A 24,379-nucleotide genomic window follows, 5' to 3' on the forward strand; every position below is an offset into this window, starting at 1 on the left:
ATTGAAAACTATTAGTCATGGCTGTACATTAGATTGCTGGGATTGTTGTAAATTTAACGTGATCGTAGATGACAATAGAGTTATTAAGATTGAAGGAGATAGAGAACATCCTTATACAAAAGGTATAATATGTAAAAAAGGTAGAAAACATTTAGAGAGATTATACCACAAAGAAAGAATTTATACTCCCTTATTAAGGAAAGGTAATAAATGGATAGAAATAGATTATAATGAGGCATTAGAAATACTAAGTGAAAGGCTTAGATTTTATATTGAAAAATACGGTTCTAATTGCATATTGCATTATTTTGAATCAGGTTCTGGAGGAGTATTAAAATCAATTGAAAATATTTTTTTTAATTTTCTTGGAGGTATAACATTACCATCAGGAAGTACTTGTTGGGGGGCTGGAATACAAGCACAAATATTTGATTTTGGTGATGTTAAAGGACATTCACTAAAAGATATGTTTAATGCGAAAAACATAGTATTATGGGGTAGAAATCCAGCTAATACTTCAATACATTTATTTCATACTCTTAAAGAAGCAAAGAAAAAAGGTATTAAGATTATCGTTATAGATCCTATTTATACAGATACTGCTAAGATATCGGATATGTTTATTAGAATAAACCCATCAACAGATGGAGCGTTAGCAATAGCGGTAACAAAAATAGCTATAGACAAGGGATATATAGATTTAAATTTTATAAAAAAGTATGTAAAAGGTTTTGATGAATATAAGAATTACATAGAAAAATTAAGTTTAGATTTTTTAATAAAAGAGTGTGGTGTAAAAGAAGAAATAATTGAAAAATTAGCATATATATATGGTGTTGAGAAACCAACTACGACTTATCCGGGATATGGGCTACAGAAATATCATAATGGTGGTAATACAATCAGAGCAATTGATGCTTTAGCAGCTATAACGGGTAACATTGGAAAGAAAGGTAGTGGTGTCAATTATGCAAACAGAATATATCCTGATGTATTAAATTTAGATCCATTTGACAGTATGAAATTTAGCAATAAAACGAGATATGTAGAAATTTCAAAACTATATGATTTTATATTAAACGAGAATAATCCACCTATTAAGGTTTTATTTGTGAGTAAAGCCAATCCACTTGCTCAATTACCAAACTTAAACAAAGCAAAATTAGCGTTTAGCAAAATAGATTTTAAAATATGCATAGATATGTTTATGACTGATACAGCTAGGAATTGCGATCTTTTTCTACCTTGTACAAATACTTTAGAAAGTGAAGATATAGTATTTTCGTCTATGAACAATCCATATATTATTTATAATGAAAAAGCTGTTGAACCAAAAAATAAATTGATGGATGAATATTATTTTTTTAAAGAACTTGCTAGAAAAATGGGTATTAAAAAATATCCAAATGTATCTAAACACGAATATATACAGAAAATTGTGGAACCTTTGCTTAAAATGAATATTACTTTAGAAGATATCAAGAAAGGTTATGTAACAATACAGAATAATGATATTGCTTGGCATGATTTAATATTTAAAACTCCGTCAGGGAAAATTGAAATTTATTCAGAAAAAGCGTCTGAATGTGGGCTAAGTCCATTTCCTATTTATCAGAATAGAAATAGTAAAACAAATAAAATCAGACTAATAACAAGTCATGCTAAAGATTCAATTTTTAGTCAACATTTTATTGATGTAAAAGGTATTTCAAAGGCTTTTATTAATCATAATACAGCAAGAAAACATAATATAAAAAATGGAGAAAAGATTATTCTAAAATCAAAAAATGGAGAAATAAATGTAGAAGTAGTAATAAATGAAAATATACCTGATAATGTTGTACATATGTATACAGGTTGGTGGGAAAAACATGGAAATCCAAATTTTTTGACAGATAATATAGATTCAGATATGGGAGGACAGATTGCATATTATGATACTTTTGTTGAAATAGTAAAAAAATAGCTGAGGGATTTTAAATTCCCCAGCTTTTTTATTAGTTATTCAATTTTCTCAATATAAGATTTGTAATCTTCAACTTTCCCAATTTTAATACATAGTTTCTTAAAATACTCGTCAGTGATTTTCCATGTATGAGTGCTAGTTTTGCCATGTCTTATATAAACATAATTATATTTATCATGAGAGTAAATTTTAAAACCTTTTTTAATACAGTCCTTACAAAAATTAACATCTTCTCCCAGAGTAATATTCCTAAATTTTATTTTCTTAAAAACATCCTTTTTTATTATCATAGTTGGACCTTCAATTCTTGTAAGATAGCGATTTTCTTTTCTAGGGTTTCTAATAGCTAATATTTTACTGGCTTCAAAGTAGACAAAAGTTGTAGATTTTCCAACTATGTCTGCATTCGTTTTTAATAAAGCTATAATCGAACTATTAAGGTAATAAGGAGAATAATAGTCATCATCATCGAATTTAGCTATAATTTCATGTTTACATTTATTAACTGCAAAGTTTAAACATTGTCCGAGGCTTATATTTTCATCAAGCTGATATACACTTATGTTTTGAAAACTAGAAGCTTTTAGTTTCCATTTATTAATATCCATTATATTTTTATTTAAAATTATAATTAATTCTTTTGCTTTATAAAGTTGCCTATTAAAGTTTTCAAAAATATTATTCATATAGTTTGGTCTATTAGTGCATGTTATAACAGATACACCAACATTAATTGATTTGTTGAAACTAGATGTATTTTTGTTTTCATTACAATTCATGAAATACACCCCATTTAGTTTAAATTTATTATAGCTTATTTCTGCAAATGTAATTTTCATTCTACAGAAGGTAGTAACATAATCCATAACCTTAAATATATTAGTATTATAAATATGAAGGGGGGATAATTATGAAGAAAAAATACTTTAAAGATGATAAATACTATATAGCAGTCTTTGACACAAAGAATAATGCAATTCAGTTGTATTATATATTAGAAAAAAAAGGTATTAATAAGTTTCAACTAATTTCGACTCCTTGTCAGCTTAGTTTCGGTTGTAGTTATTCAATTAAATTTAATAACATAGAAGATTTTAAAATACTTAAGAGAGAAGCAAGTAAGTATAATAAACATATTTGTAGAATATATAGAATAGAAAGAATTAATGGTAAAAAGCAAATTAAACAGATTAACGATATTATTTAAAAAATTCTTTTAATTTACTAATTAAATTTTTCTTAGGTGTGCTTTCAATTATGCTTTTCAAATCATTTATTTGTGATTCTAAACATTCAATATATAGTAGATTTTCTTCATATTTTTCTTTTATCGATTTTATTATTTGTGATATGTCTTGGTTTTCTTTTTTATATTTGTCTACTAAATCGTTTAAGCTATCTAATTTAGTTAAAATTGAATTTAAATCATTTTTATCTGATTTTATCTTGTTTTCTAAATTTTTTGTATTATTTAGTAATAATGTTTCTATTTCTTTTTTTATCAAATTAATATTATATGTTTTCGAAAAAATATCTTTTATCTGTCGATTTGTATTGTCAACAAATTCTTTTATATTGTTATTTTCAAAAATAAAAGGTTCAATTTTAGCATTAATTGTATTTATATTTTTGGAACTGTTTGTAATTTTATTTTTCTGATTTATTGTTGTATTTAAGTTTAACTTAGAAATTTTCATATTATTATTTGTAAAATTTTTTGTGTTTGAGATATCTGTATTAAGATATTTACAATATAATTCTATAGTATCAGTAATTTTTGCATATATATGGTTAATTTTTATTTTACTTTTTTCCTTAGGATTATTAGATATATATCTGAAATACTTCCAGTTTTGATTTCCAAGATTATCTAAAGATGTGTCATTTGTCCATGAAAATCCAAAATCTTTAGAAGTCAAACCTTTAATTGAGTTGTTTTGCTTATATAACATACGTAAAACTCCAAAATCTTCATAGATTATAGGATGTGTGTATGTGCTACGAGATAAAGGCAATTCAATGGATTCCCATTTACCTTTTTGATTAGTAATTACTGAACGTTGTTTATAAACGAAACGCAGATTGTTATTATCGAGTTTAGACCAGACTAAATGTATTACATTTCTGTTATCGACGAATATATAAGGATGCAGGTTATCTACCGATACATCAGATACTCTTATAGGATATTTTGACCAATTTTTTAAAAATGAACTGTAATGTGTATAATATATTTGTTGGGTTTTATTTTCTACATTTTTATATACTAAATGAATATTATCAAGTTTATCGAAATCTAAATAATAGGGACTCATATATTTCCCAGGTGTAATGCTAATTACATTTTTCTTTTCCCAAGATTGTTTATTTCCAACAATATGTTGAATAGTCCAAACTGTAGAATTAATAATATTACTAAATGCATAGAAAATATGTATTTCATCTTTTATTACTTTTAGATAGAAATAATCGTATCTATTAGACTTTATATCAAGTGTTGTAAGATTTTTTTCTGATAATGTATCTTTAGAGTAAATGTAGTATATAAGTTCTCCTGTTTTTGTAATGCAAAGTATGTGTATTTTATCATTATTATCGATGTCTACAGAATAATCTATGATGTCTAAACTTATAAGTTCCTTAGATTTTAAGATTTTTCTATTTTCATCATATATGTTACTAAAAATGGTATTGTTTTTATAAAAAATATTGTAGTAAATGCCAGTTGAAGTTCTAATTATAAAGCTTTCTTTAGAATGTAAACTCATAACATTCACCCCACAAAAAATTTATAAAAATATGCACCAAAGTTGCTATATTTCATAATATGAAAGTAAAGATGAATTTATTAAATTAATTATTTAGAGGGGTGAAAATATATGACAAATGGATTTGATCCAAGTCCTGGCGATCCAATAATGGAAAATGACTTAAATTATATTACAGAAACAGTATGTATAATAGCGGATAAAGTATATGCTCATTGTCAACAAAGAGAATGTTTCCCTGAAGTAGAAGTAGATTTAGAAGGCGGAACATTTAAGAGTATCAGATTTAAACCAGGTTTTATTGTAGATGGGACTTTAATTGTTACTGATTTACCAAACAGACCTAATTTTAAAAGAGTAAGATTTACTTTAAGAATACCATATGAAATAACTAGAACAGACGGAACTGTAATAGAAGGATTCTTACCTGATATACTTAAAGATATAGTAATGTTTATTCCACCTGCAAGAGATGAATTTGAGTTTAGAATTGTAGTTGAAACTAGGTCGCAAGTATTAGATACACCAACTGAAATTGATGGGTTATTGAGGTTTGCTGTTGGTACTTTCTTGATTATTAAAGTAGTCGGCAGAGTACAATTGTTAATACCAGCATTCGGATTCTGTCCTGAACCACCAGAGTGTGAAGAATTTAGTCCTGAAGAAAATATTTGTAAACAATTTGATTATGAACCATTCCCTGATTTCTTCCCACCACAATTTGAAGATTTATTTCCAGAAATAGAGTAATGTATTTAAAAAAGAGGTGCAAATAGCACCTTTTTTTTGTAGCTAAAATTAACAATATAGTAAAATAAACATAATGTATTAATGAAAGGAGGAAGGGCATGAAAGGTATAATATTATCTGCTGGTAAAGCTACAAGATTATATCCATTAACTAAAGATACTCCAAAAACGACATTGAAAGTTCTAAATAAGTCAATTTTAGAACGTATCATAGATTCGTTTGTAAAAGTGAATATTAAGGAAATAGGAATAGTAATAAATGGAAAAGAAGAGAAATATATTGATATTTTAAACCGTTTTCATTATAAAAATGTTAATATTCGGTTTTTCTATCAAAGAAAACCTTTAGGAATAGCACATAGTGTACTACAAGTTGAAGATTTTATTGACGATAATTTTGTTCTGATATTAGGGGACAATATCTATGATATAGATTTAAAAGAAAATATAAGGATGTTTTATCAGGAAAAAAGCAGTTGTCATTTAATAGTGAAAAAAGTAAAACAACCTGAAAGATTTGGTATAATTGAAGTATTAGGAGATAAAATCATAGATATTAAAGAAAAACCTAAAATAGCGACAAGTAATATGGCAATAACAGGTATTTATATATTTGATAAAAGTATTTTTGAAGCGTGTAAAAGCATAAAGCCATCGAAAAGAGGAGAATATGAAATAACTGATGCTATAAAATATCTTGTAGATAATAATTATAAAGTAACGTTTAGTGAAACAAAAAAATGGTGGATGGATCTAGGTACACCTGATGATATTTTTAAAGCTAATAAATATCTTTTAAATAAAATAAATACATCTATTGAAGGTTATATAGATGATACTTGTAAAATACATGGAAAAGTTAAAATCGGTAAAAATACAAAATTAATAAATTCTTATATTAATGGACCTGTTTTTATTGGAAAGAACTCTTTTGTAAGTAATTGCATAATAGAGCCATATACTATAATTGGGGATAATGTAAATATAAAAAATATTAAAGTAGAAGGAACTTCTATTTACAATACGGTTTTATTAAGAAATAGTAAAATTCATATTGTTGAAAGTATAGTTATCGATAATATAGTGTATTATAAAACTAAGGATAATATATTTAACTATTATTACATTAAATAATTGTGTTTGTTTAAGGGATTTAAAAGTCCCTTATTATTTTGTCAAGTTTTTTTAAAATATTTGAATGTTGACAGATTTAGTAGGTTATAATATACTTAATATAGAATTCCAAGTGATTCACTAGGGATTATAAAGAGGTGATAGTATGAAGTTATCTACAAAAGGAAGATATGGTTTAAAAGCAATGTTTGAATTAGCAAAGAGATATGGAGAAGGTCCAATACCCCTGAAAAGTATTGCTGATAGCCAAGATATATCAGAAAATTATTTGGAACAACTTATTTCTGTTTTGAAAAAGGAAGGTATTGTAAATAGCGTACGTGGAGCACAAGGAGGATACTTACTAGCATACCATCCTAAGGATATAACAGTTGGTAGAATTTTAAGAGCTTTAGAAGGTGATTTAGCTCCTACTGATTGTGTTATTAAAGATGAAGCTTTTAAATGCGATAAAGAAGATTTCTGCGTAACAAAAACTATTTGGATCAAGATAAGAGACAGTATAAATGAGGTAATTGATTCAGTGACTTTACAAGATATGGTCGATGAACACTATAAAATGAATAAAAATAAGGGTTATATGTATTATATATAGCAAAATCTTCGAATTAAATAAAAATTAAGGAAGATTTTGCTGAAATCCATAAACGGAAATTATATTTATAATTAATTATACACTATTTAAAAAGGTATATAATTTCCTATGAATTATAAAAAACTCTTTTATTGTGTTAAAATAATAAAATGAAATTTATATGTTTATAGGAGGTTTTCTTATGATGAAATATGTATATATGGACTATGCTGCTACAACTCCTGTTAAAAAAGAAGTTTTAGAAGAAATGATACCATATTTTACAGAAAAATATGGTAATCCATCAAGTATATATAGAATAGGCAGAGAGTCTAGAGCAGCAATTGATGAAGCTAGAGAAAGGGTAGCTAAAATAATAGGTGCTAAATCTAAAGAAATTTATTTTACAAGTGGAGGTTCAGAATCTGACAATTGGGCTATTAAAGGAGTTGCATTTGCAAATAGAGATAAAGGTAATCACATTATAACTAGTAAGATTGAACATCATGCAGTACTACATGCTTGTGAATATCTAGAAAAACATGGTTTTGAAGTTACTTATTTAGATGTAGATGAATATGGTATAGTTGATTTAGAGCAGCTTAGAAATGCTATAACAGATAAAACTATTTTAATTACTATTATGTTTGCTAATAATGAGATTGGAACTATACAGCCTATTGAAGAAATAGGTAAAATAGCAAGAGAAAAAGGAGTTTATTTCCATACTGACGCAGTTCAAGCTATAGGTAATATTGAGATTGACGTTAATAAACTTAATATAGATTTGCTTTCTATGTCAGCACATAAATTTTATGGTCCTAAAGGAGTTGGTGCATTATATATCAGAGAAGGTGTTAAAATTCATCCTTATATACATGGTGGTGCTCAAGAAAAAAATAGAAGAGCTGGAACTGAAAATGTTGCAGGAATAGTAGGATTAGCAAAAGCACTAGAATTAGCCTATGAAAATTTAGAGGAGCATAATAAAAAGCTAATTTATTTAAGAGATAAACTTATTAAAGAAGTTACTAGTAAAATTGATTATGTAAGAGTAAATGGGCATCCAGAAAAAAGACTACCAGGAAATGTAAATTTCTCTATAGAATTTGTTGAAGGTGAAGCTTTACTATTGAGTTTAGATATGATGGGAATAGCTGCATCTAGTGGTTCTGCATGTACTTCTGGTTCTTTAGACCCATCACATGTATTACTTGCAATAGGATTGCCTCATGAAATAGCACATGGTTCACTAAGGTTTACATTAGGAGATTTCAATACAGAAGAAGATGTGGACTATGTAGTTGAGAATTTAGTTAAGATTGTAGGAAGATTAAGAGAAATGTCACCATTGTATGAGAGTGTAAAGGAGGGTAAATAATGTATTCAGAAAAGGTTATGGATCATTTTATGAATCCTAGAAATGTAGGTGAAATTGAAGATGCAGATGGAGTTGGTCAAGTAGGAAATCCTAAATGTGGAGATATAATGAAAATATACTTAAAAATAGAAGATGGTATTATAGTAGATGTTAAGTTCAAAACATTTGGATGTGGTTCTGCAATTGCTTCTTCAAGTATGGCTACTGAATTAATCAAAGGGAAAAGTATTGAGGAAGCAGTTAAATTGACAAATAAGGCTGTAGCTGAGGCTTTAGATGGGCTTCCTCCTGTGAAAATGCATTGTTCAGTTTTAGCTGAACAAGCAATTAAAGCAGCTCTTTTAGATTATGCTAAGAAAAACAATATCACAATAGAGGGTTTGGAAGATTTCAATCCAGATGAAGACCCACACGGACATGAATAAAATCTTCGTTTTAAACAATTTATAAGGAAGATTTCATTAAAATCCATTACGGAAATTATATTTAAAATTATCTACAATATTAATAATGTATATAATTTCCTATGGATTATAAAAAAGCTACTGCTAAACAGTAGCTTTTTTCAAAGTTAAATAAATTGCATACTTTAAAAAATTGAGGCAAAATATATTATTATACAAAATAGATGATAGATAGAGGTGGATTATGGAAAAAAAGAAAGTTGTAATAGGAATGAGTGGTGGTGTTGATAGTTCAGTTGCAGCATATTTACTTAAAGAAATGGGTTATGAAGTAATAGGAGTTACAATGCAGATTTGGCAAGAAAAAGACCCTAATGTTATAGAAAAGGAAGGAGGATGTTGTTCACTTTCAGCAGTTGAAGATGCTAGAAGAGTTGCTAATCATTTAGGTATACCTTACTATGTTATGAATTTTAAAAACGTTTTTAAAGAAAAAGTCATAAATTATTTTATAGATGAATATGGTAAAGGAAGAACACCAAATCCTTGTATAGCTTGTAATAGGTTTGTTAAATTTGAAGAATTATTAAGAAGAGCTAAATCACTTGGTGCAGATTATGTTGCAACTGGTCATTATGCTAAAATTGTATATGATGAAGAAATAGGCAGATATTTATTAAAACGCTCTGAAGCAGTAGGTAAAGACCAAACTTACGTGCTATATAATTTAACACAGGACCAATTAAAACATATACTGATGCCTTTAGGTAATATTGGAAACAAAGAAAAGGTTAGAGAAATAGCAAGAGAATTAGGTTTAATTGTGGCTGAAAAGCCAGAAAGCCAAGAAATTTGTTTTATTGAAGACAATGATTATGGTAAGTTTATAAGAGAAAATGCTAAATATAAAATTGAACCTGGGTATTTTGTAGATACTGATGGAAATATTTTAGGAAAACATAAGGGAATAACACACTATACAATTGGACAAAGAAAAGGTTTAGGTTTAGCACTTGGAAAACCAGTCTATGTTATACACATTGATCCTGAAAAAAATATAGTAGTTGTTGGTGATGCTGAAAAAGTTTTTGGTACTGAGCTTATTGCAGATGATTTGAACTTTATACCATTTGAAAAACTAACAAAACCATTAAAAGTTAAAGCTAAAATTCGATATACTGCAAAAGAAACAGATGCTACTATATATCCTATTGAAGAAGATAAAGTTAAAGTTGTGTTTGATACACCAGTTAGAGCTATAACGCCAGGTCAATCTATTGTATTTTATGATGAAGATATTGTTGTTGGTGGTGGAACAATTTTGAAGAAAATATTATAATTGAATTGTGGAATAATAAATTATATAAGAAATAAATCTATAAAGTGAGGTCTTTTTAGTGAAAAAAGCCAGTGAAATCATTGGATTACCTGTAATGACCAAAGTTTCTGGGAAGAAAATAGCTGTTATAAAAGATTTAGTTTTTTCAAGAAAGAAGTTTAGAATTCTGGCTTTAATGACATATGAAGGAAGTGTTTTTAAGGAAGCGAAAATAATAAAATATAAAAATGTAATAAGTATTGGAAAAGATGTTATTATAGTTGATAAAGAAAATGTTATTGAATCTGCAGCAGATATACCTGACATTTTTCAATTAATAAAGGAAAGAAAAAAAATAATAGGCGAGGATGTAATAACAGAAGCTGGAGAAAATATAGGGATAATAAAAGATATAATAATAGACGAAGATAATGGGAAAGTATTAGGGTTTATTTTATCTGATGGTTTGATTCAGGACATTATGGATGGTAGGAATATACTACCTTATATATATGGTATTACCTTTGGTGAAGATGCCTTGATAATTTCAAATGAAATCAAAACAGAGTTTGATAAAAGTAAGGAATATTTCAAAAAACTGTTAGAATTAGAACGGTAAAAGAGTAATAAACTAAGTATAAACGATTAAAGGAGTGTATAAAATGAAAGGTAAATTTGTAAAAGGAGTTATTACTGGTAGTATAATTGGTGCTACAGCAGGAATATATGCTGCAAGTAGAATGACTCCTAGACAGAGAAAGAGACTAATGAGAACAGGTAAAAAAATGATTTTTACTATGATGGATAATATGGGATGGTTTTAAATAAGGCAGCTTTGCTGCCTTTATATATGAGGAGGTTATTATGCAAAATTTAGTTAATTTTATCATTTATTTAAGAGAAATTTTTATTGTGTGTTTATTAGGACTTATAATTTATTTTTTGGTTAATATCGGGAATAAATATGTAGAATCAACTAAACGGATTTCAATTTCAAAAAGGAAAATTATTAAAATTATAGCAACTTTATTAACAGTTTTTTTTATTTACATAATTTATAAGATTACTAAAGATGTAACGGGATTATTTACACCATTTATTTTGGCAATAGGATTATCATATCTTTTAAATCCTATGGTTAATAGTCTGGAGAAAAAAAAGGTACCACGAGCTTTAGGAGTACTTTTAGTATATTTGATTTTAATAGGATTTATACTTATTATTTCTTTTTCTATATTTCCTAAACTTACAAGCGAATTTAAGAAATTAATCGATGTTTTGCCGAACTTTTTTAATGATGCTTATGAATTCTTTAATGAACTCTATATAAGATATTCAAAAAATATTGAAAACTTACCACCTGAATTACAAGGTATAAACGAAGTAGTTAAATCAAATCTTGATAAAATACAAGTTACTATAATGAATTCTCTAAAAAACTTTACAAATTCTATTATGCAAGTTTTTTCAAAGGCATTTAGCTTTATTTTAATTCCAATTTTAACTTTTTATTTCCTAAAAGATAAAGATTATTTTAAGAAAAAAATAATTCTGCTTATTCCAAAGGTATATAGGCATGATGTTTTATATGTATTTAGAGAGATTGATGTGATATTAGGAAAATTTATCAGAGGGCAGCTCATTGTTGCAGCTTTTGTTGGAGTAGCTACAACTATTGGACTATTAATTTTGGGTATTGATTTTGCATTGATAATAGGGATAATAGCAGGTATAGCCAATGTTATACCTTATTTTGGGCCTATAATAGGAATAATACCTGCACTTGTATTTGCATTGATGAAAAGTCCTCTAAAAGCTCTATGGGTTATCATCTTGTTTACTGCAATTCAACAATTCGAAAGTGGAATAATTTCTCCTAAAATTGTAGGCGAAAGCGTAGGCTTACATCCTGTAGTAGTAATTTTTTCATTGTTACTTGGAGGAAGTTATTTTGGGATATGGGGGCTTTTATTAGCAGTTCCTACTGCAGCAATATTAAAGATAGTAATAAACTTTATAATTAATAAACTTATTAGATTATAGACAATATTGACAAGAATAGATATTTTATTTATAATCCTTATTGAAGAAAATATTGTTAACAACGATGATGGGGAGTAGTAGGTATTACGAGTCTTATAGAGAGAATACCCATGGCTGGAAGGTATTTAGACGAGTGTACTGAAGCAGCCCTTAAGTTGAGACTTTGAAATTATAGTAGAGGTCTACGGTTATTCCGTTATCATATTTGAGCGACTTTATGGTAAGTAGGGTGGTACCGCGGGTTCTTCTCTCGTCCCTAATTTAAGGGGCGAGTTTTTTTATAATCCATAGGAAATTATAATAAAATCCCATATTAAAAAAATTAATGTTGATTTTATTGAAACTTTGTCTGGCATGTTTACATGCCAGAGTCGTTATAAACTACTTTAAATTGTGAATAAATTCAAATATAATTTCCGTTTACGGATTTCAACAAAATCTTCCTTAATTATTTTAATCAAAGATTTTGTTCTAATCCATAGGAAATTATAAACTTTATTAAATTGTTGATAATTTTAAAATATAATTTCCATAATGGATTTCAACAAAATTTACATGTTACTGATTTTTAAACAAAGATTTTGTTTTAATCCATATGATATTATAATAAATAATATAAAATTTAAAGAAAGGGTGAACTAAATGAAAAAATTAGGTTTACATGAAATACGTAGTGAGTTTTTAAACTTTTTCAGAGAAAAAGGACATCTTGTAGTGCCAAGTTATTCATTAATTCCTAAAAATGATAAAAGTTTACTGCTTATAAATGCTGGAATGGCACCTTTAAAACCATACTTTGTAGGGAAAGAAGAACCACCAAGAAAAAGAATGGCAACTTGTCAAAAATGTGTTAGAACTGGTGATATAGAAAATGTTGGTAAAACTGATAGACATGCAACTTTCTTCGAAATGTTAGGAAATTTCTCATTTGGAGATTATTTCAAAGAAGAAGCAATTAAATGGGCATGGGAATTTATAACTGAGAGACTACAAATACCTGAAGACAAATTGTGGGTATCAGTTTACTATAAAGATGACGAAGCTTTTGAAATATGGAATAAGATTATAGGTATTGACAGTAATAGGATAATTAGATTAGGTAAAGAAGATAATTTCTGGGAATTAGAGATTGGACCTTGTGGTCCTTGTTCTGAAATCTATGTAGATAGAGGAGAAAAGTACGGTTGTGGTAAAGATGATTGTAAACCTGGATGTGATTGTGATAGATATGTAGAAGTTTGGAATTTAGTATTTTCTCAATTTGATAAAGATGAGAATGGTAATTACAAAGATTTACCAAACCCTAATATAGATACTGGTATGGGTCTTGAAAGAATAACAGCAGTAATTCAAGGAGCGAATAATATTTTTGAAATTGAACCAATTAAAAGTATATTGAATAAAGTGGAAGAAATAAGCGGTGTAGTTTACGGAAAGGATTATAAGAACGATACTTCAATAAGGGTAATTACTGACCATATAAGGGCTATTACTTTCTTAGTAGGAGATGGTGTATTACCAAGTAATGAAGGAAGAGGTTATGTTTTAAGAAGATTAATTAGAAGAGCTGCTCGTCATGGAAAACTATTAGGGATAAATGAAAAGTTCTTGAGTAGGTTGTCTAATGTGGTTATTGAAAACTGGAAAGAGATCTATCCAGAATTGAAAGAAAGACAGGTTCAGATTAAGAATGTAATTGATATAGAAGAAGATAAATTTAATGAAACAATTGATCAAGGTATTAATATTTTAAGAGAGTATATAGAAAAGATTAAAAATAGAGGAGAAACTAAATTAGATGGTGAAAGTGCATTTAAATTATATGATACTTATGGCTTTCCATTAGATTTAACTAGGGAAATATTAGAAGAAGAAGGTTTAACAGTAGATGAAATAGGATTTAACAGAGAAATGGATAAACAACGAGAAAGAGCAAGAAAAGCAAGAGCTGAGAAAGATAGTCAAGCTTGGGATATAGATATAGAAGGATTTGATATTAATAAAGAAAAAACTGTTTTTAAAGGATATAATAATATTAGACTAGAAACGGAAGTATTAAGTATTATTAAAGATAATAAAGTGGTCAAAAAGCTTGAAAAAGGACAAGAAGGTATTTTAGTTTTAAAAGAAACACCTTTTTATCCTGAAAGTGGAGGACAGATTGGAGACAAAGGTGAATTATTAAATAATAATTTTAAATGTGAGGTTTTTGACACCAAGAAAGGTAGCAAAGGTGTTATTCTTCATAAAGTAGTTGTAAAAGATGGCGAAGTTTCAGAAGGAGATAAAGTAGAAGCTATTGTAGATGAGAAAAAGAGACTAGATGCGGCAAGGAATCATTCTGCTACACATCTTTTACACAGAGCCTTAAAAGATATTGTAGGTGAACATGTAAATCAAGCTGGTTCTTTAGTAGAACCTGATAGATTGAGATTTGATTTTACACATTTTGAAGGATTAAATAAAAATACACTTGAAGAAATAGAAAAATTAGTTAATGAGAAGATATTGCAGTCATTAAATGTAGATACTTTTGAAGTTCCTTTAGATGAAGCTATAAAAATGGGAGCAGTGGCTTTATTTGATGAAAAATATGGTGAAAAAGTTAGAGTTGTAAAAATGGGTGATTATTCTCTAGAATTATGTGGTGGTACTCATATTAATAATACAAGTCAAATTGGTATGTTTAAAATTGTAAGCGAAAGTGGAGTAGCATCTGGTATAAGAAGAATAGAGGCAATAACAGGTATAAAAGTTTTTGAATATCTAAATGATATGGAAAAGAAAATAAATTCGTTAACAGAACTACTTAAAACAAATAAAAAAGAAATTTTAGATAAAGCAAAAGCTTTAATTGAAGAAAATAAATTATTGGAAAAAGAGATTAATAATCTTAAATCCAAAATAGCAAGTTCAAAAGTAAATGACATTATTAATGAAAAAATTGAAGTTAATGGATTGAACTTGATAGTTAAAAGAATAGACGATATGGGTATAAATGAATTAAGGCAATTAGGTGATAGAATTAGAGATAAAATGAAATCTGTTTTAGTTGTTTTGGGTTCAGTTAAAAATGATAAAATTTCATTTGTTGCTATGGCTACAAAAGATTTAGTTTCAAAAGGCATACATGCAGGAAATATAATTAGAGAAGTGGCGAAAGAAACTGGTGGTGGTGGAGGTGGTAGACCGGATATGGCCCAAGCAGGTGGAAAGGATGTATCTAAAATAGATATTGCTTTATCAAAAGTTGTAGATATAGTAAAAGAGCAATTATCATAACTTTTAAGCATGTACTCCTGACCCTTTACGGGTCAGGTTTTCACCATAATAATTATAAATTTAAAGGAATATGTATATAATTGTAGAATATATGATATAAATAAAAGGGAGGTGCTGTTGTGAAAGAGATAATAAATCATACTGTAAAGTTTAATGTAGAAAAGGAGAATGTTACTGAAGCTAGAAAGATAATTATAAGTGTATACAATGCCCTAAAAGAGAAAGGATATAATCCGATAAATCAAATGGTAGGTTATATACTTTCTGGCGATCCAACTTATATTACAAGTCATAAAAATGCAAGAACTTTAATTAGAAAGCTAGAAAGAGATGAATTGTTAGAAGAATTATTAAAAAACTATTTAGAAAGCTAAAATGGAGCGATTGTTTTGTTAAAAACGTTAAGAAAGAACTTGTTTAGAATTTTAATTATAGTTATTATACTAATAATATGTGAAAAAAGCTTTTCAATTTCTGAGTCTGATGAAAGAAAAAAAGTAATTATGGTAATTTTAAATAGACTAACATTTGAAGATTTGAAATATATGGACAACCTGCATGCTTTAATCAAAGATGGAAGCATAGGTATAATGAATACAAGAGGTTTGTATAGATATAAAGGGGCAGAATCCTATGCAACTATTAATGCCTCTGGAAGGGTTAGTGCAACATATTCAAATTCAAAAAGTTATAATTTGAATAATAATATATCTAAAATTTATAAGAGAAGGTTAGGAATTATACCAGAAAAATATCAGATTGTTAATACTGAAATTATAAAACTTAACGAATTAAATAAAAAGAACAAATTTAACGCTAAAATTGGAGCGTTAGGTTACGCTTTGCATAAAAAAGGTTTAAAAACAGCAGTATTTGGAAATTCAGATACTGCTGATAATATTATTAGGACAAATTGTCTAATTGCTGTTGATTTTAGAGGACTTATAGATTATGGAGATGTAGATAATATTTTAATTAAAGATGATTTATATCCATATGGAATACGTACTAACTATAAAAAAATATTAAGAGAATTAAAGGATTTGAATGATAAAGCCTCACTAGTAATTATTGAAACAGGCGACCTGGATAGGTTATATTTTTATAGAGATAATTTAACAGATATAATGTATTCTTTACATAGAGAAAAAATATTGAAAAAAGCTGATGAGTTTATAGGACATTTAGTAAATATCATTAATAGAAATTCAACAAGACTTATAATAATAAGCCCCAATATGGGAGATGATAAGATAGAAAATGCTAGTGAGTTAACACCTTTAGTATTTTGGGGCGATGGAATACCTAAAAAAGGGGTTTTGTTTTCAAAAACTACAAAAAGAAAAGGTATTGTATCTAATATAGATATTGCTCCTTCAATTACAAAATATTTAGGTGTTGATTACAAAGATTTTACTGGGACTGATATTGAATTTAAAGAATATAGTGATAATTTAGCATTTGTTAAGCAATTAAGTTATAAAATTAAATTTGTTTCAAATATTAGAAAACAGTCTTTGAAATTCTATGTAATTAGTGAAATGATTTTTATTATAATTGTAATTTTTATTTTGTTATTTAAAGGGCTACTAACAAAAAAACTATTACGGATTATTAAATTAATACTTATGTTAATAATTATTATACCTCTTGTCTTTTTAATTGTATCAAGTTACAATATAATGGATACTTGGAAATATGTAAAATATATAAGTATAATATCTTTTTTTATATTGATGTTAGCTTTAGCTTTTAATTCTGAACGTAAATTGCAGTTTGTTGGTGTTTTAACTTATATAACAATTCTAATAGACCTTTTTACAAATTGTGAATTAGCTAAAATGTCTATTATTGGGTATGATCCAATAATAGGTGCTAGATATTATGGGATAGGTAATGAGTTAGTAGGTATTCTGATTTTCTCACTATTTACTACGATTACTTTTATATTTAAAAATAAACTGAACAAATTATTTTTATATATACTGCTTATCTTTAATACATATTTATTAATAAGCTCAAATTTTGGAGCAAATCTAGGAGGAGGTTTGACCTTAGCATTTATATTAGTCTACATAATGTTTAATGATTTTTTAAAAGTTAAAAAGAATTATTTTAATATAGTAAAAGTATTATTGATGTTATTATCTGTTATTTCTATAATTATAGTTACTAATGCTATATTAAGTAATAATACAACGCATATAGATAGTTTTCTTAACAGGATATTATCTGGAGATATTAACTATATTTATAATATAATACTTAGAAAGTTACTGATGAATGTTAAATTATTTAAAGTTTCTATTTGGGGTGAATCACTTCGAATAAATATTATATTATTTATGATTTTATTAATAACTCAAAAAAATATTGTAAAAAAGATTTTAATTAAAAATAAAAACATAGCTTTTGGATTTAAATGTTCTATACTTAGTGCAATTTTTGGGTTGCTTTTAAATGACTCTGGAGTTGTTATAGCGGCTTTAATACTTTTATTAAATGTAACTGCTCTAATGTACTTAACAATATCAGAGTTGAGGATGTGGCATAATGGAATACAGAAATCTTGGGAAAACTAATATTAAGGTATCAAGGATATGCTTTGGTTCTTTAACAATAGGCCCACTTCAAGCTAATTTACCTATTGATACAGGTGCTAATATAATAAAATATGCTTATGAGCGTGGAATTAATTTTCTAGATACAGCTGAATTATATGACAATTATGAATATATTAAAGAGGCGCTAAAAACTATACCAAGAGAAAAGTATATTATAGCAACAAAATCTTATTCTTATTCAAGAGAAACTGCAGAAAAAAGCCTTTTGAATGCACTAGAGAAATTAGAAACTGATTATATCGATATTTTTTTACTACATGAACAAGAAAGTGAACATACAATCAGAGGTCATTATGAAGCAATTGAATATTTTTTAAAAGCTAAAGAAAAAGGACTGATAAGAGCTTTTGGAATTTCAACACATAGAGTAAGAGGTGTATTAGATTCGTTGAAATTTGAAGAGATTGAAGTTATACATCCTATAATTAATAAGTTTGGTTTAGGAATACAAGATGGAAATTCAGAAGAAATGATTAATGCTATAAAGAAAGCGTATGAAAAAGGTATTGGTATATATGGAATGAAACCTTTAGGTGGTGGACATTTAATAAATAGAGTAGAAGAAGCTTTTGAATATGTTAAAAATATACCATATCTTCATTCGATAGCTATAGGCATGCAATCAATTGATGAAGTTGATGCGAATGTTAATTTGTTAGAAAAAGGGAATATACCAAAATTTTTAAAGGAAAGACTAGGTAAGAAGACTAGAAGACTTATAGTTCAGGATTGGTGTATAGGATGTAAAAAATGTGTTGAAACATGTAAACATGGCGGAATTGAAATTTTAGAAGGTAAAGCCAGAGCAGTTACGAATAAATGTATTTTTTGTGGGTATTGTGCAGCAGTATGTCCAGAGTTTTGTATAAAAGTAATATAAATGGAGGTATGTATGAAAAGGATATTAGGGCTTGATGTTGGGGATAAGACTATTGGAGTAGCAGTTAGCGATCCCTTGTGCTTAACGGCACAAGGTGTAAAAACAATTAAAAGGAAAAGTATTAAGAGTGATTTGAATGAATTAGAAGAAATTATTAATCATTACGGAGTTAATGAAATAGTAATTGGTTTACCTAAAAATATGAATAATTCATTGGGCTTACAAAGTGAAAAAGTTATTAAATTTGCAGAAAAAATAAAAGAAAGATTTAAAGTTAATATAGTATTTCAAGATGAAAGGTTAACAACTGTAATTGCTGAAAAGACACTAATTAATGCTGATGTAAGCAGAAAAAAAAGAAAAAATGTTATAGATAAATTAGCTGCTGTTTTTATTTTACAATCTTATTTAGATAAAATACGATAGGAAGGTGATAATATGACAGATAAACACGAGACAATAATACTTATTGATGATGAGGGCAATGAAATAGAATTTGAGGTGATAGCTACATTTGATATTGAAGATAGAGAATATGCTGTTTTGCTTCCTGTTAATGAAGAGGAGGACGAAGCTTATATATTAAAAATTGAATATGACGAGGATGGCAATATGATTTTGGTAAATATAGAAGATAAATCAGAGTTTGATGATGCTGTAGCTGTATATGAAGCTATTATAGATGAGATAATTTAAAATTATAAAACTTATATTAAACTATTGAAATTTTAAATTAACATATTTGTTGACTTTTCCATAATATAGTTATAGACTAATATATAGAATAAGAAAAGCAGGTGAAGTGATGGAAAATTTGATAGAAAGTTTAAAAGAACAACTTAAGGAAAGAGGCTATAAATTAACAACACAAAGAAGAATTATACTTGATGTAATTTTAGAAAATCAAGGGAAACATTTAAGCCCAGAAGAAATATATGAAAGAGTTAGAGGGAAATTTCCTGAGATAGGTTTAGCTACTGTCTATAGAACTTTGCAATTATTTGAGGAATTAAATATAATTTATAAATTAAACTTTAATGATGGTTGTAGTAGATATGAATTGAATACTAATAGTGGCGATCACCAACATCATCATTTAATCTGCTTAAATTGTGGTAAGGTTATAGAAGTTCAATTAGATCTTTTGGAAACATTAGAAGAAGAGATTGAAAAGAGTGGGGAATTTAAAATTGTAGACCATAACTTGAAATTTTTTGGGTACTGTAAAGATTGTAAAAAATAAATCCCATAGAGGGATTTATTTTTTCATTAAGATTGAAGATTAATTAAAAGTAAATATATTTTTTGGTTAAAATATTTAATGAACGTAATATGATTATGATAGCATATGAGTTAATGCTTTATAAGAAACATAAACGAGGAGTGTGATAGGGTGTCGAAAAAGACGTTAAATAAGTTAAAGATTATTCCATTGGGCGGTTTGTTTGAAATAGGTAAGAATATAACAGTAATAGAGTATAATAATGACATTATAGTTATTGATTGCGGACTAATATTCCCAGAAGATGAAATGTTAGGAATAGACGTAGTAATACCTGATATAACTTATCTCTTGAAAAATAGAGAGAAAGTAAGAGGTATAGTTTTAACGCATGGACATGAAGATCATATAGGAGCTTTACCTTATATATTGAAAAAGATTAATGTCCCTATTTATGGTACGAAGTTAACTTTAGGACTTGTAGATTACAAGCTAAGGGAGCATAATATAAAAAACGTAAAGTTAAACGTTGTAAAACCTGGAAAATCAGTAAAATTAGGATGTTTCAATGTAGAGTTTATAAGAAATAATCATAGTATTCCAGATTCAGTTTCTTTAGCAATACATACTCCTGTAGGTATTGTAGTACATACTGGAGATTTTAAAATAGACTATACACCTATAAATGGAGAGGTTATTGATTTGCATAAATTTGCGGAATTAGGTCAAAAAGGTGTATTAGTTTTAATGGCTGAAAGTACGAATGTAGAAAGACCAGGTTATACAATGTCAGAAAAAACTGTTGGTGATACTTTTAATGATATCTTTATGAAAGCAAAACAAAGAATAATTGTAGCTACTTTTGCATCAAATATACATAGAATACAGCAGGTTATTAATGCAGCAATTATGTTTAATAGAAAAGTAGCTGTATCTGGTAGGAGTATGGTTAATGTAGTTAATGTTGCAAAGGATCTAGGATATTTAGATTTACCAGATGGAGTATTAATAGATATTAATGAAATAGATAAGTACCCAGACAATGAGATAGTAGTTATAACAACAGGTAGTCAAGGAGAGCCGATGTCAGCTTTATCAAGAATAGCATCTTCCGAACATAAAAAAATGGAACTAATGCCTGGAGATTTAGTAATTATTTCTGCAACACCGATACCTGGTAATGAGAAAATGGTAGCTAAAGTAATAAATCAGCTTTTCAAAAAAGGTGCTGATGTGATTTATGAAACACTAGCTGATGTTCATGTATCGGGGCATGCTTGTCAAGAAGAGTTGAAATTAATACATACTTTATTAAAGCCAAAGTTTTTTATCCCAGTGCATGGCGAATATAGACATCTGAAGCAGCATGCTCAATTGGCAGAAGAATTAGGAATGCCAAGAGAGAATATTTTTATTGCAGAAAACGGTTCAGTAATTGAATTCACAAAAGATAAAGGGAAATTTGGGCAACAAGTAATTGCAGGTAATATTTTAGTTGATGGTCTTGGAATAGGTGATGTTGGTAATATTGTACTTAGAGACAGAAAACATTTGTCTGAAGATGGATTGATTGTAGTAGTAGTAACAATTAGTAAGGAAAACGGTAAGGTAATAGCAGGTCCAGATATAGTTTCAAGAGGTTTTGTTTATGTAAGAGAATCTGAAGATTTAATGGAAGAAGCTAAAGAGAAAATTAGAGCTGTTTTAGCTGAATGTGAGAAAAATCATATTACTGACTGGGCTACTTTAAAAGCTAGTATTAAAGATGAGCTAAGAAACTTTTTATATAGTAAAATTAAACGAAATCCTATGATTTTACCTATAATAATGGAAGTTTAATGTCGTGGCTTATTGCTGCGGCATTTTGCTAATTTAGTATATAGGAGTAATTTTATCTTGGCTGTGTAGATATTTTGATTTTATATATATAACAGATATTATTTTTATACATATAATGGATTGTATATTAAAAAATTACTTTAAAAGGAGTGATTTTATGAATGTTTATGATGCAGCTCACAATTTAGCTAGAGCAATTAAAAATTCAGAGGAATATAAAGAATATATGAAAAAACAAGAAAAAGTTTTTGCAAACGAAAAGACAAAAGAAATGGTTATAGATTTTAGGAAAAGAACTATGGAAATTCAAATGGAGCAGATGACAGGTAAAGAAGTATCTAAAGAAAAATTAGAACAACTTAAAAAGTTAGAGGAGATAATTATGAGTAATCCTGTTATACATGAATACTTTATGGCAGAAATGAGATTTGGGCAAATGATGAATGATATTTATAAAATTTTGGGAGAATCTATAAATATAGATTTGGGAATTGAAGATATCAAAAGATAACAAAGGGTAACTAAGGAGGTTTCTGATGAATACAAGATTTTTAACTAAAGCAAGTGTAATTGCTGCTTTATATGTCATACTTGTAGCATTAGAAATACCATTTGGTACATTAGCTTTTGGACCTATACAGATAAGAGTAGCAGAAGCGTTGGTATTATTACCGTTAGTAGAAACAGCTGCAATACCTGGGGTTTTTATTGGATGTTTGATTGCAAATTTTATTCTAACTTTTACTTCAGGTTTTGGTTTAATAGATATTATAGGTGGAAGTTTAGTTACATTGATTGCAGCATTTTTAACGAGTAAAATGCCTAATAAATTTCTAGGAATGTTACCTCCAGTTGTTTTGAATGGGATTGTTGTTTCATTATGGGTTTCTTATTTTTTTAATATGCCTTATTGGCCTACTGTTGCAACGATTGCTTTGGGAGAATTGATTGCTGTAGGATTGTTTGGAAATATTGTTTTATATGTTTATGAAAGAACAATAAAATAAAAATTTATATAAAGCGGTTTATCCGCTTTTTTTAATAAATAGAAATGGAGATTTTATTATTACACCTTGTAAAAAGAAGCATAAAATTATATAATTAAAGGAGTAAAATAAAGGGGGACAAGCTATGGCTAAAGCCCTAATTAAAAGTAGAAATAAAGGGATTAAATTAGGCTTAATATTTTTTATTTTAGTTATCTTTATAATTACGATTTATATTAAAGAGCAAATAAAACCTGTAAATATTAAAGGTGATTTTTACGATATTACTATAAAAATTCCTTCGGGTAGTACTACTACAAAAATTGCAGAAATACTAGAAGAAAATTCGTTAATTAGGAATAAATATATTTTTAGAATTATTGTTAGAATGAAAAAAGTTGATGGAAAGTTAAAGGCTGGCGAATATTCACTAAATAATAAAATGGATTTATATCAGATTATAGATACTTTAGTTAAAGGTAGTTCTAAAGAGACTGTAACATTTACAATACCAGAAGGCTATGAACTATCATTGATTGCAGAAAAACTTAGCAAACAAAATTTAGTTAATAAAGAAAGATTTTTAGAACTTTGTAATAACGTTTCATTATTTAAGAAGAAGTTTGATTTTCTTAATGAACTTCCAGAAGGATCGACCTTAGAAGGCTATCTATTTCCTGATACATATGAGGTTTATAAAGATGCTAAAGAAGAAGATATTATTAATAAAATGTTAACTAGATTTGATCAAGTTTATAATGATAAAATTAAAGATAAAGCGAAAAAGTTAAATTTGACGATGAATGAAGTAATTACACTAGCATCAATTATAGAAAGAGAAGCTAAATTAGATAGTGAAAGACCTTTAATATCAGCTGTATTTCACAATAGATTAAAAAAAGGTTGGTTACTACAATCATGTGCAACAGTTCAATATGTATTAGGGGAAAGAAAAGAAAAACTAACTTATGATGACTTAAAGATTGATTCTAAATATAACACTTATTTGTATAAAGGTCTTCCACCAGGACCTATTGCATCGCCTGGTATAAAATCAATAGAAGCAGCTGTAGAACCGGCTAATGTTGATTATTTGTTTTTTGTAGTTAATGAAGATGGAAGTCATACTTTTTCAAAAACTTTTAATGAGCATATAAATGCCAAAAATAAAAACAAGTAATAAATTTTAAGATTAGAGAAAATAATACG

At 27.5% G+C, this 24,379-nt stretch carries 24 protein-coding genes and 1 other annotated feature; of the genes, 22 read left to right on the forward strand and 2 right to left on the reverse strand.

Annotation, left to right across the window (positions count from 1 at the left end; translation table 11 throughout):
* Position 1 precedes the first annotated feature (1 nt).
* A complete protein-coding gene (locus tag AB4Y15_RS06155) occupies positions 2–1,966 on the forward strand; it encodes a molybdopterin-dependent oxidoreductase (protein WP_427339122.1) in 1,965 nt (654 codons plus the stop codon).
* 35 nt (positions 1,967–2,001) lie between these two features.
* Here the strand turns inward: AB4Y15_RS06155 and AB4Y15_RS06160 are convergent, their stop codons facing one another.
* Positions 2,002–2,805 (reverse strand): glycosyltransferase family 2 protein, encoded by an 804-nt coding sequence (locus AB4Y15_RS06160; RefSeq protein ID WP_427339123.1) that lies wholly within the window; start codon positions 2,803–2,805, stop codon positions 2,002–2,004.
* Between the two features lie 71 nt (positions 2,806–2,876).
* Here AB4Y15_RS06160 and AB4Y15_RS06165 point away from each other — a divergent pair, with 71 nt between their 5' ends.
* A complete protein-coding gene (locus AB4Y15_RS06165; RefSeq protein ID WP_427339124.1) occupies positions 2,877–3,173 on the forward strand; it encodes a putative Se/S carrier protein in 297 nt (98 codons plus the stop codon).
* On the opposite strand, the gene AB4Y15_RS06170 is transcribed toward AB4Y15_RS06165, so the two are convergent.
* On the reverse strand, positions 3,166–4,734 hold the full coding sequence (locus AB4Y15_RS06170) for a hypothetical protein (RefSeq protein WP_427339125.1): 1,569 nt from the start codon (positions 4,732–4,734) through the stop codon (positions 3,166–3,168). The genes AB4Y15_RS06165 and AB4Y15_RS06170 overlap by 8 nt on opposite strands.
* Before the next feature lie 111 nt (positions 4,735–4,845).
* On the opposite strand from AB4Y15_RS06170, the gene AB4Y15_RS06175 reads away from it, so the two are divergent.
* From AB4Y15_RS06175 to mltG, 20 genes are all read left to right on the forward strand, one after another.
* Positions 4,846–5,484: a hypothetical protein gene (locus tag AB4Y15_RS06175; protein WP_427339126.1), complete on the forward strand. Its 639-nt coding sequence runs from the start codon at positions 4,846–4,848 to the stop codon at positions 5,482–5,484.
* A gap of 98 nt (positions 5,485–5,582) precedes the next feature.
* Positions 5,583–6,617: a glucose-1-phosphate thymidylyltransferase gene (locus AB4Y15_RS06180; protein WP_427339127.1), complete on the forward strand. Its 1,035-nt coding sequence runs from the start codon at positions 5,583–5,585 to the stop codon at positions 6,615–6,617.
* Positions 6,618–6,762: 145 nt separating this feature from the next.
* Entirely contained in the window at positions 6,763–7,212 is a 450-nt protein-coding gene (locus tag AB4Y15_RS06185; protein ID WP_427339128.1) for an RrF2 family transcriptional regulator, read from the forward strand.
* Positions 7,213–7,393: 181 nt separating this feature from the next.
* A complete protein-coding gene (nifS, locus tag AB4Y15_RS06190; protein WP_427339129.1) occupies positions 7,394–8,572 on the forward strand; it encodes a cysteine desulfurase NifS in 1,179 nt (392 codons plus the stop codon).
* On the forward strand, positions 8,572–8,997 hold the full coding sequence (gene nifU, locus AB4Y15_RS06195; RefSeq protein ID WP_427339130.1) for a Fe-S cluster assembly scaffold protein NifU: 426 nt from the start codon (positions 8,572–8,574) through the stop codon (positions 8,995–8,997). Before nifS ends, nifU begins: the two co-directional genes overlap by 1 nt.
* Positions 8,998–9,220: 223 nt before the next feature.
* Positions 9,221–10,315 (forward strand): tRNA 2-thiouridine(34) synthase MnmA, encoded by a 1,095-nt coding sequence (mnmA, locus tag AB4Y15_RS06200; RefSeq protein WP_427339131.1) that lies wholly within the window; start codon positions 9,221–9,223, stop codon positions 10,313–10,315.
* Positions 10,316–10,373: 58 nt separating this feature from the next.
* Positions 10,374–10,913 carry a PRC-barrel domain-containing protein gene (locus AB4Y15_RS06205; protein WP_427339133.1) on the forward strand — a complete coding sequence of 180 codons (540 nt, stop codon included), beginning with the start codon at positions 10,374–10,376 and terminating at the stop codon, positions 10,911–10,913.
* Positions 10,914–10,956: 43 nt separating this feature from the next.
* Positions 10,957–11,118, forward strand: coding sequence for a hypothetical protein (locus AB4Y15_RS06210; RefSeq protein ID WP_427339135.1), 162 nt, complete (start codon positions 10,957–10,959; stop codon positions 11,116–11,118).
* A gap of 40 nt (positions 11,119–11,158) precedes the next feature.
* Positions 11,159–12,337, forward strand: coding sequence for an AI-2E family transporter (locus AB4Y15_RS06215; RefSeq protein ID WP_427339136.1), 1,179 nt, complete (start codon positions 11,159–11,161; stop codon positions 12,335–12,337).
* A gap of 55 nt (positions 12,338–12,392) precedes the next feature.
* Positions 12,393–12,598, forward strand: a binding site (T-box leader).
* A 381-nt stretch (positions 12,599–12,979) separates the two neighbouring features.
* The gene (gene alaS / locus AB4Y15_RS06220) at positions 12,980–15,619 is read left to right on the forward strand and encodes an alanine--tRNA ligase (RefSeq protein ID WP_427339137.1); all 2,640 of its coding nucleotides are present in this window, start codon (positions 12,980–12,982) and stop codon (positions 15,617–15,619) included.
* Between the two features lie 119 nt (positions 15,620–15,738).
* Positions 15,739–15,993: an IreB family regulatory phosphoprotein gene (locus AB4Y15_RS06225; RefSeq protein WP_427339138.1), complete on the forward strand. Its 255-nt coding sequence runs from the start codon at positions 15,739–15,741 to the stop codon at positions 15,991–15,993.
* Positions 15,994–16,008: 15 nt separating this feature from the next.
* Positions 16,009–18,201: a hypothetical protein gene (locus AB4Y15_RS06230; protein ID WP_427339139.1), complete on the forward strand. Its 2,193-nt coding sequence runs from the start codon at positions 16,009–16,011 to the stop codon at positions 18,199–18,201.
* A complete protein-coding gene (locus AB4Y15_RS06235) occupies positions 18,173–19,123 on the forward strand; it encodes an aldo/keto reductase (RefSeq protein WP_427339140.1) in 951 nt (316 codons plus the stop codon). The genes AB4Y15_RS06230 and AB4Y15_RS06235 overlap by 29 nt, the downstream gene beginning before the upstream one ends.
* Before the next feature lie 12 nt (positions 19,124–19,135).
* A complete protein-coding gene (ruvX, locus tag AB4Y15_RS06240) occupies positions 19,136–19,549 on the forward strand; it encodes a Holliday junction resolvase RuvX (protein WP_427339141.1) in 414 nt (137 codons plus the stop codon).
* A 12-nt stretch (positions 19,550–19,561) separates the two neighbouring features.
* Positions 19,562–19,819 carry a DUF1292 domain-containing protein gene (locus tag AB4Y15_RS06245; RefSeq protein ID WP_427339142.1) on the forward strand — a complete coding sequence of 86 codons (258 nt, stop codon included), beginning with the start codon at positions 19,562–19,564 and terminating at the stop codon, positions 19,817–19,819.
* 109 nt (positions 19,820–19,928) lie between these two features.
* The gene (locus AB4Y15_RS06250) at positions 19,929–20,366 is read left to right on the forward strand and encodes a Fur family transcriptional regulator (protein ID WP_427339143.1); all 438 of its coding nucleotides are present in this window, start codon (positions 19,929–19,931) and stop codon (positions 20,364–20,366) included.
* A gap of 150 nt (positions 20,367–20,516) precedes the next feature.
* A complete protein-coding gene (locus tag AB4Y15_RS06255) occupies positions 20,517–22,184 on the forward strand; it encodes a ribonuclease J (protein ID WP_427339145.1) in 1,668 nt (555 codons plus the stop codon).
* A 157-nt stretch (positions 22,185–22,341) separates the two neighbouring features.
* Positions 22,342–22,695 carry a YlbF/YmcA family competence regulator gene (locus AB4Y15_RS06260; protein ID WP_427339146.1) on the forward strand — a complete coding sequence of 118 codons (354 nt, stop codon included), beginning with the start codon at positions 22,342–22,344 and terminating at the stop codon, positions 22,693–22,695.
* A 25-nt stretch (positions 22,696–22,720) separates the two neighbouring features.
* Complete coding sequence (locus AB4Y15_RS06265; RefSeq protein WP_427339148.1) at positions 22,721–23,191, forward strand: QueT transporter family protein; 471 nt, start codon at positions 22,721–22,723, stop codon at positions 23,189–23,191.
* Positions 23,192–23,315: 124 nt separating this feature from the next.
* Positions 23,316–24,350 carry an endolytic transglycosylase MltG gene (gene mltG / locus AB4Y15_RS06270; protein WP_427339149.1) on the forward strand — a complete coding sequence of 345 codons (1,035 nt, stop codon included), beginning with the start codon at positions 23,316–23,318 and terminating at the stop codon, positions 24,348–24,350.
* The last annotated feature ends 29 nt before the right edge of the window (positions 24,351–24,379 follow it).

Source organism: Caloranaerobacter longqiensis, assembly GCF_050286925.1.
Lineage (GTDB): Bacteria > Bacillota > Clostridia > Tissierellales > Thermohalobacteraceae > Caloranaerobacter.

What these genes read in the sequence shown, in the direction of transcription:
- AB4Y15_RS06170 (WP_427339125.1), bottom strand. Translation starts at nt 4,734, where the DNA reads ATGAGTTTACATTCTAAAGAAAGCTTTATAATTAGAACTTCAACTGGC.
- mltG (WP_427339149.1), top strand. Translation starts at nt 23,316, where the DNA reads ATGGCTAAAGCCCTAATTAAAAGTAGAAATAAAGGGATTAAATTAGGC.
- AB4Y15_RS06185 (WP_427339128.1), top strand. Translation starts at nt 6,763, where the DNA reads ATGAAGTTATCTACAAAAGGAAGATATGGTTTAAAAGCAATGTTTGAA.
- AB4Y15_RS06245 (WP_427339142.1), top strand. Translation starts at nt 19,562, where the DNA reads ATGACAGATAAACACGAGACAATAATACTTATTGATGATGAGGGCAAT.
- AB4Y15_RS06265 (WP_427339148.1), top strand. Translation starts at nt 22,721, where the DNA reads ATGAATACAAGATTTTTAACTAAAGCAAGTGTAATTGCTGCTTTATAT.
- AB4Y15_RS06250 (WP_427339143.1), top strand. Translation starts at nt 19,929, where the DNA reads ATGGAAAATTTGATAGAAAGTTTAAAAGAACAACTTAAGGAAAGAGGC.
- mnmA (WP_427339131.1), top strand. Translation starts at nt 9,221, where the DNA reads ATGGAAAAAAAGAAAGTTGTAATAGGAATGAGTGGTGGTGTTGATAGT.
- AB4Y15_RS06175 (WP_427339126.1), top strand. Translation starts at nt 4,846, where the DNA reads ATGACAAATGGATTTGATCCAAGTCCTGGCGATCCAATAATGGAAAAT.
- AB4Y15_RS06180 (WP_427339127.1), top strand. Translation starts at nt 5,583, where the DNA reads ATGAAAGGTATAATATTATCTGCTGGTAAAGCTACAAGATTATATCCA.
- alaS (WP_427339137.1), top strand. Translation starts at nt 12,980, where the DNA reads ATGAAAAAATTAGGTTTACATGAAATACGTAGTGAGTTTTTAAACTTT.
- AB4Y15_RS06165 (WP_427339124.1), top strand. Translation starts at nt 2,877, where the DNA reads ATGAAGAAAAAATACTTTAAAGATGATAAATACTATATAGCAGTCTTT.
- AB4Y15_RS06235 (WP_427339140.1), top strand. Translation starts at nt 18,173, where the DNA reads ATGGAATACAGAAATCTTGGGAAAACTAATATTAAGGTATCAAGGATA.
- ruvX (WP_427339141.1), top strand. Translation starts at nt 19,136, where the DNA reads ATGAAAAGGATATTAGGGCTTGATGTTGGGGATAAGACTATTGGAGTA.
- AB4Y15_RS06210 (WP_427339135.1), top strand. Translation starts at nt 10,957, where the DNA reads ATGAAAGGTAAATTTGTAAAAGGAGTTATTACTGGTAGTATAATTGGT.
- AB4Y15_RS06260 (WP_427339146.1), top strand. Translation starts at nt 22,342, where the DNA reads ATGAATGTTTATGATGCAGCTCACAATTTAGCTAGAGCAATTAAAAAT.
- AB4Y15_RS06160 (WP_427339123.1), bottom strand. Translation starts at nt 2,805, where the DNA reads ATGAAAATTACATTTGCAGAAATAAGCTATAATAAATTTAAACTAAAT.
- nifS (WP_427339129.1), top strand. Translation starts at nt 7,394, where the DNA reads ATGATGAAATATGTATATATGGACTATGCTGCTACAACTCCTGTTAAA.
- nifU (WP_427339130.1), top strand. Translation starts at nt 8,572, where the DNA reads ATGTATTCAGAAAAGGTTATGGATCATTTTATGAATCCTAGAAATGTA.
- AB4Y15_RS06215 (WP_427339136.1), top strand. Translation starts at nt 11,159, where the DNA reads ATGCAAAATTTAGTTAATTTTATCATTTATTTAAGAGAAATTTTTATT.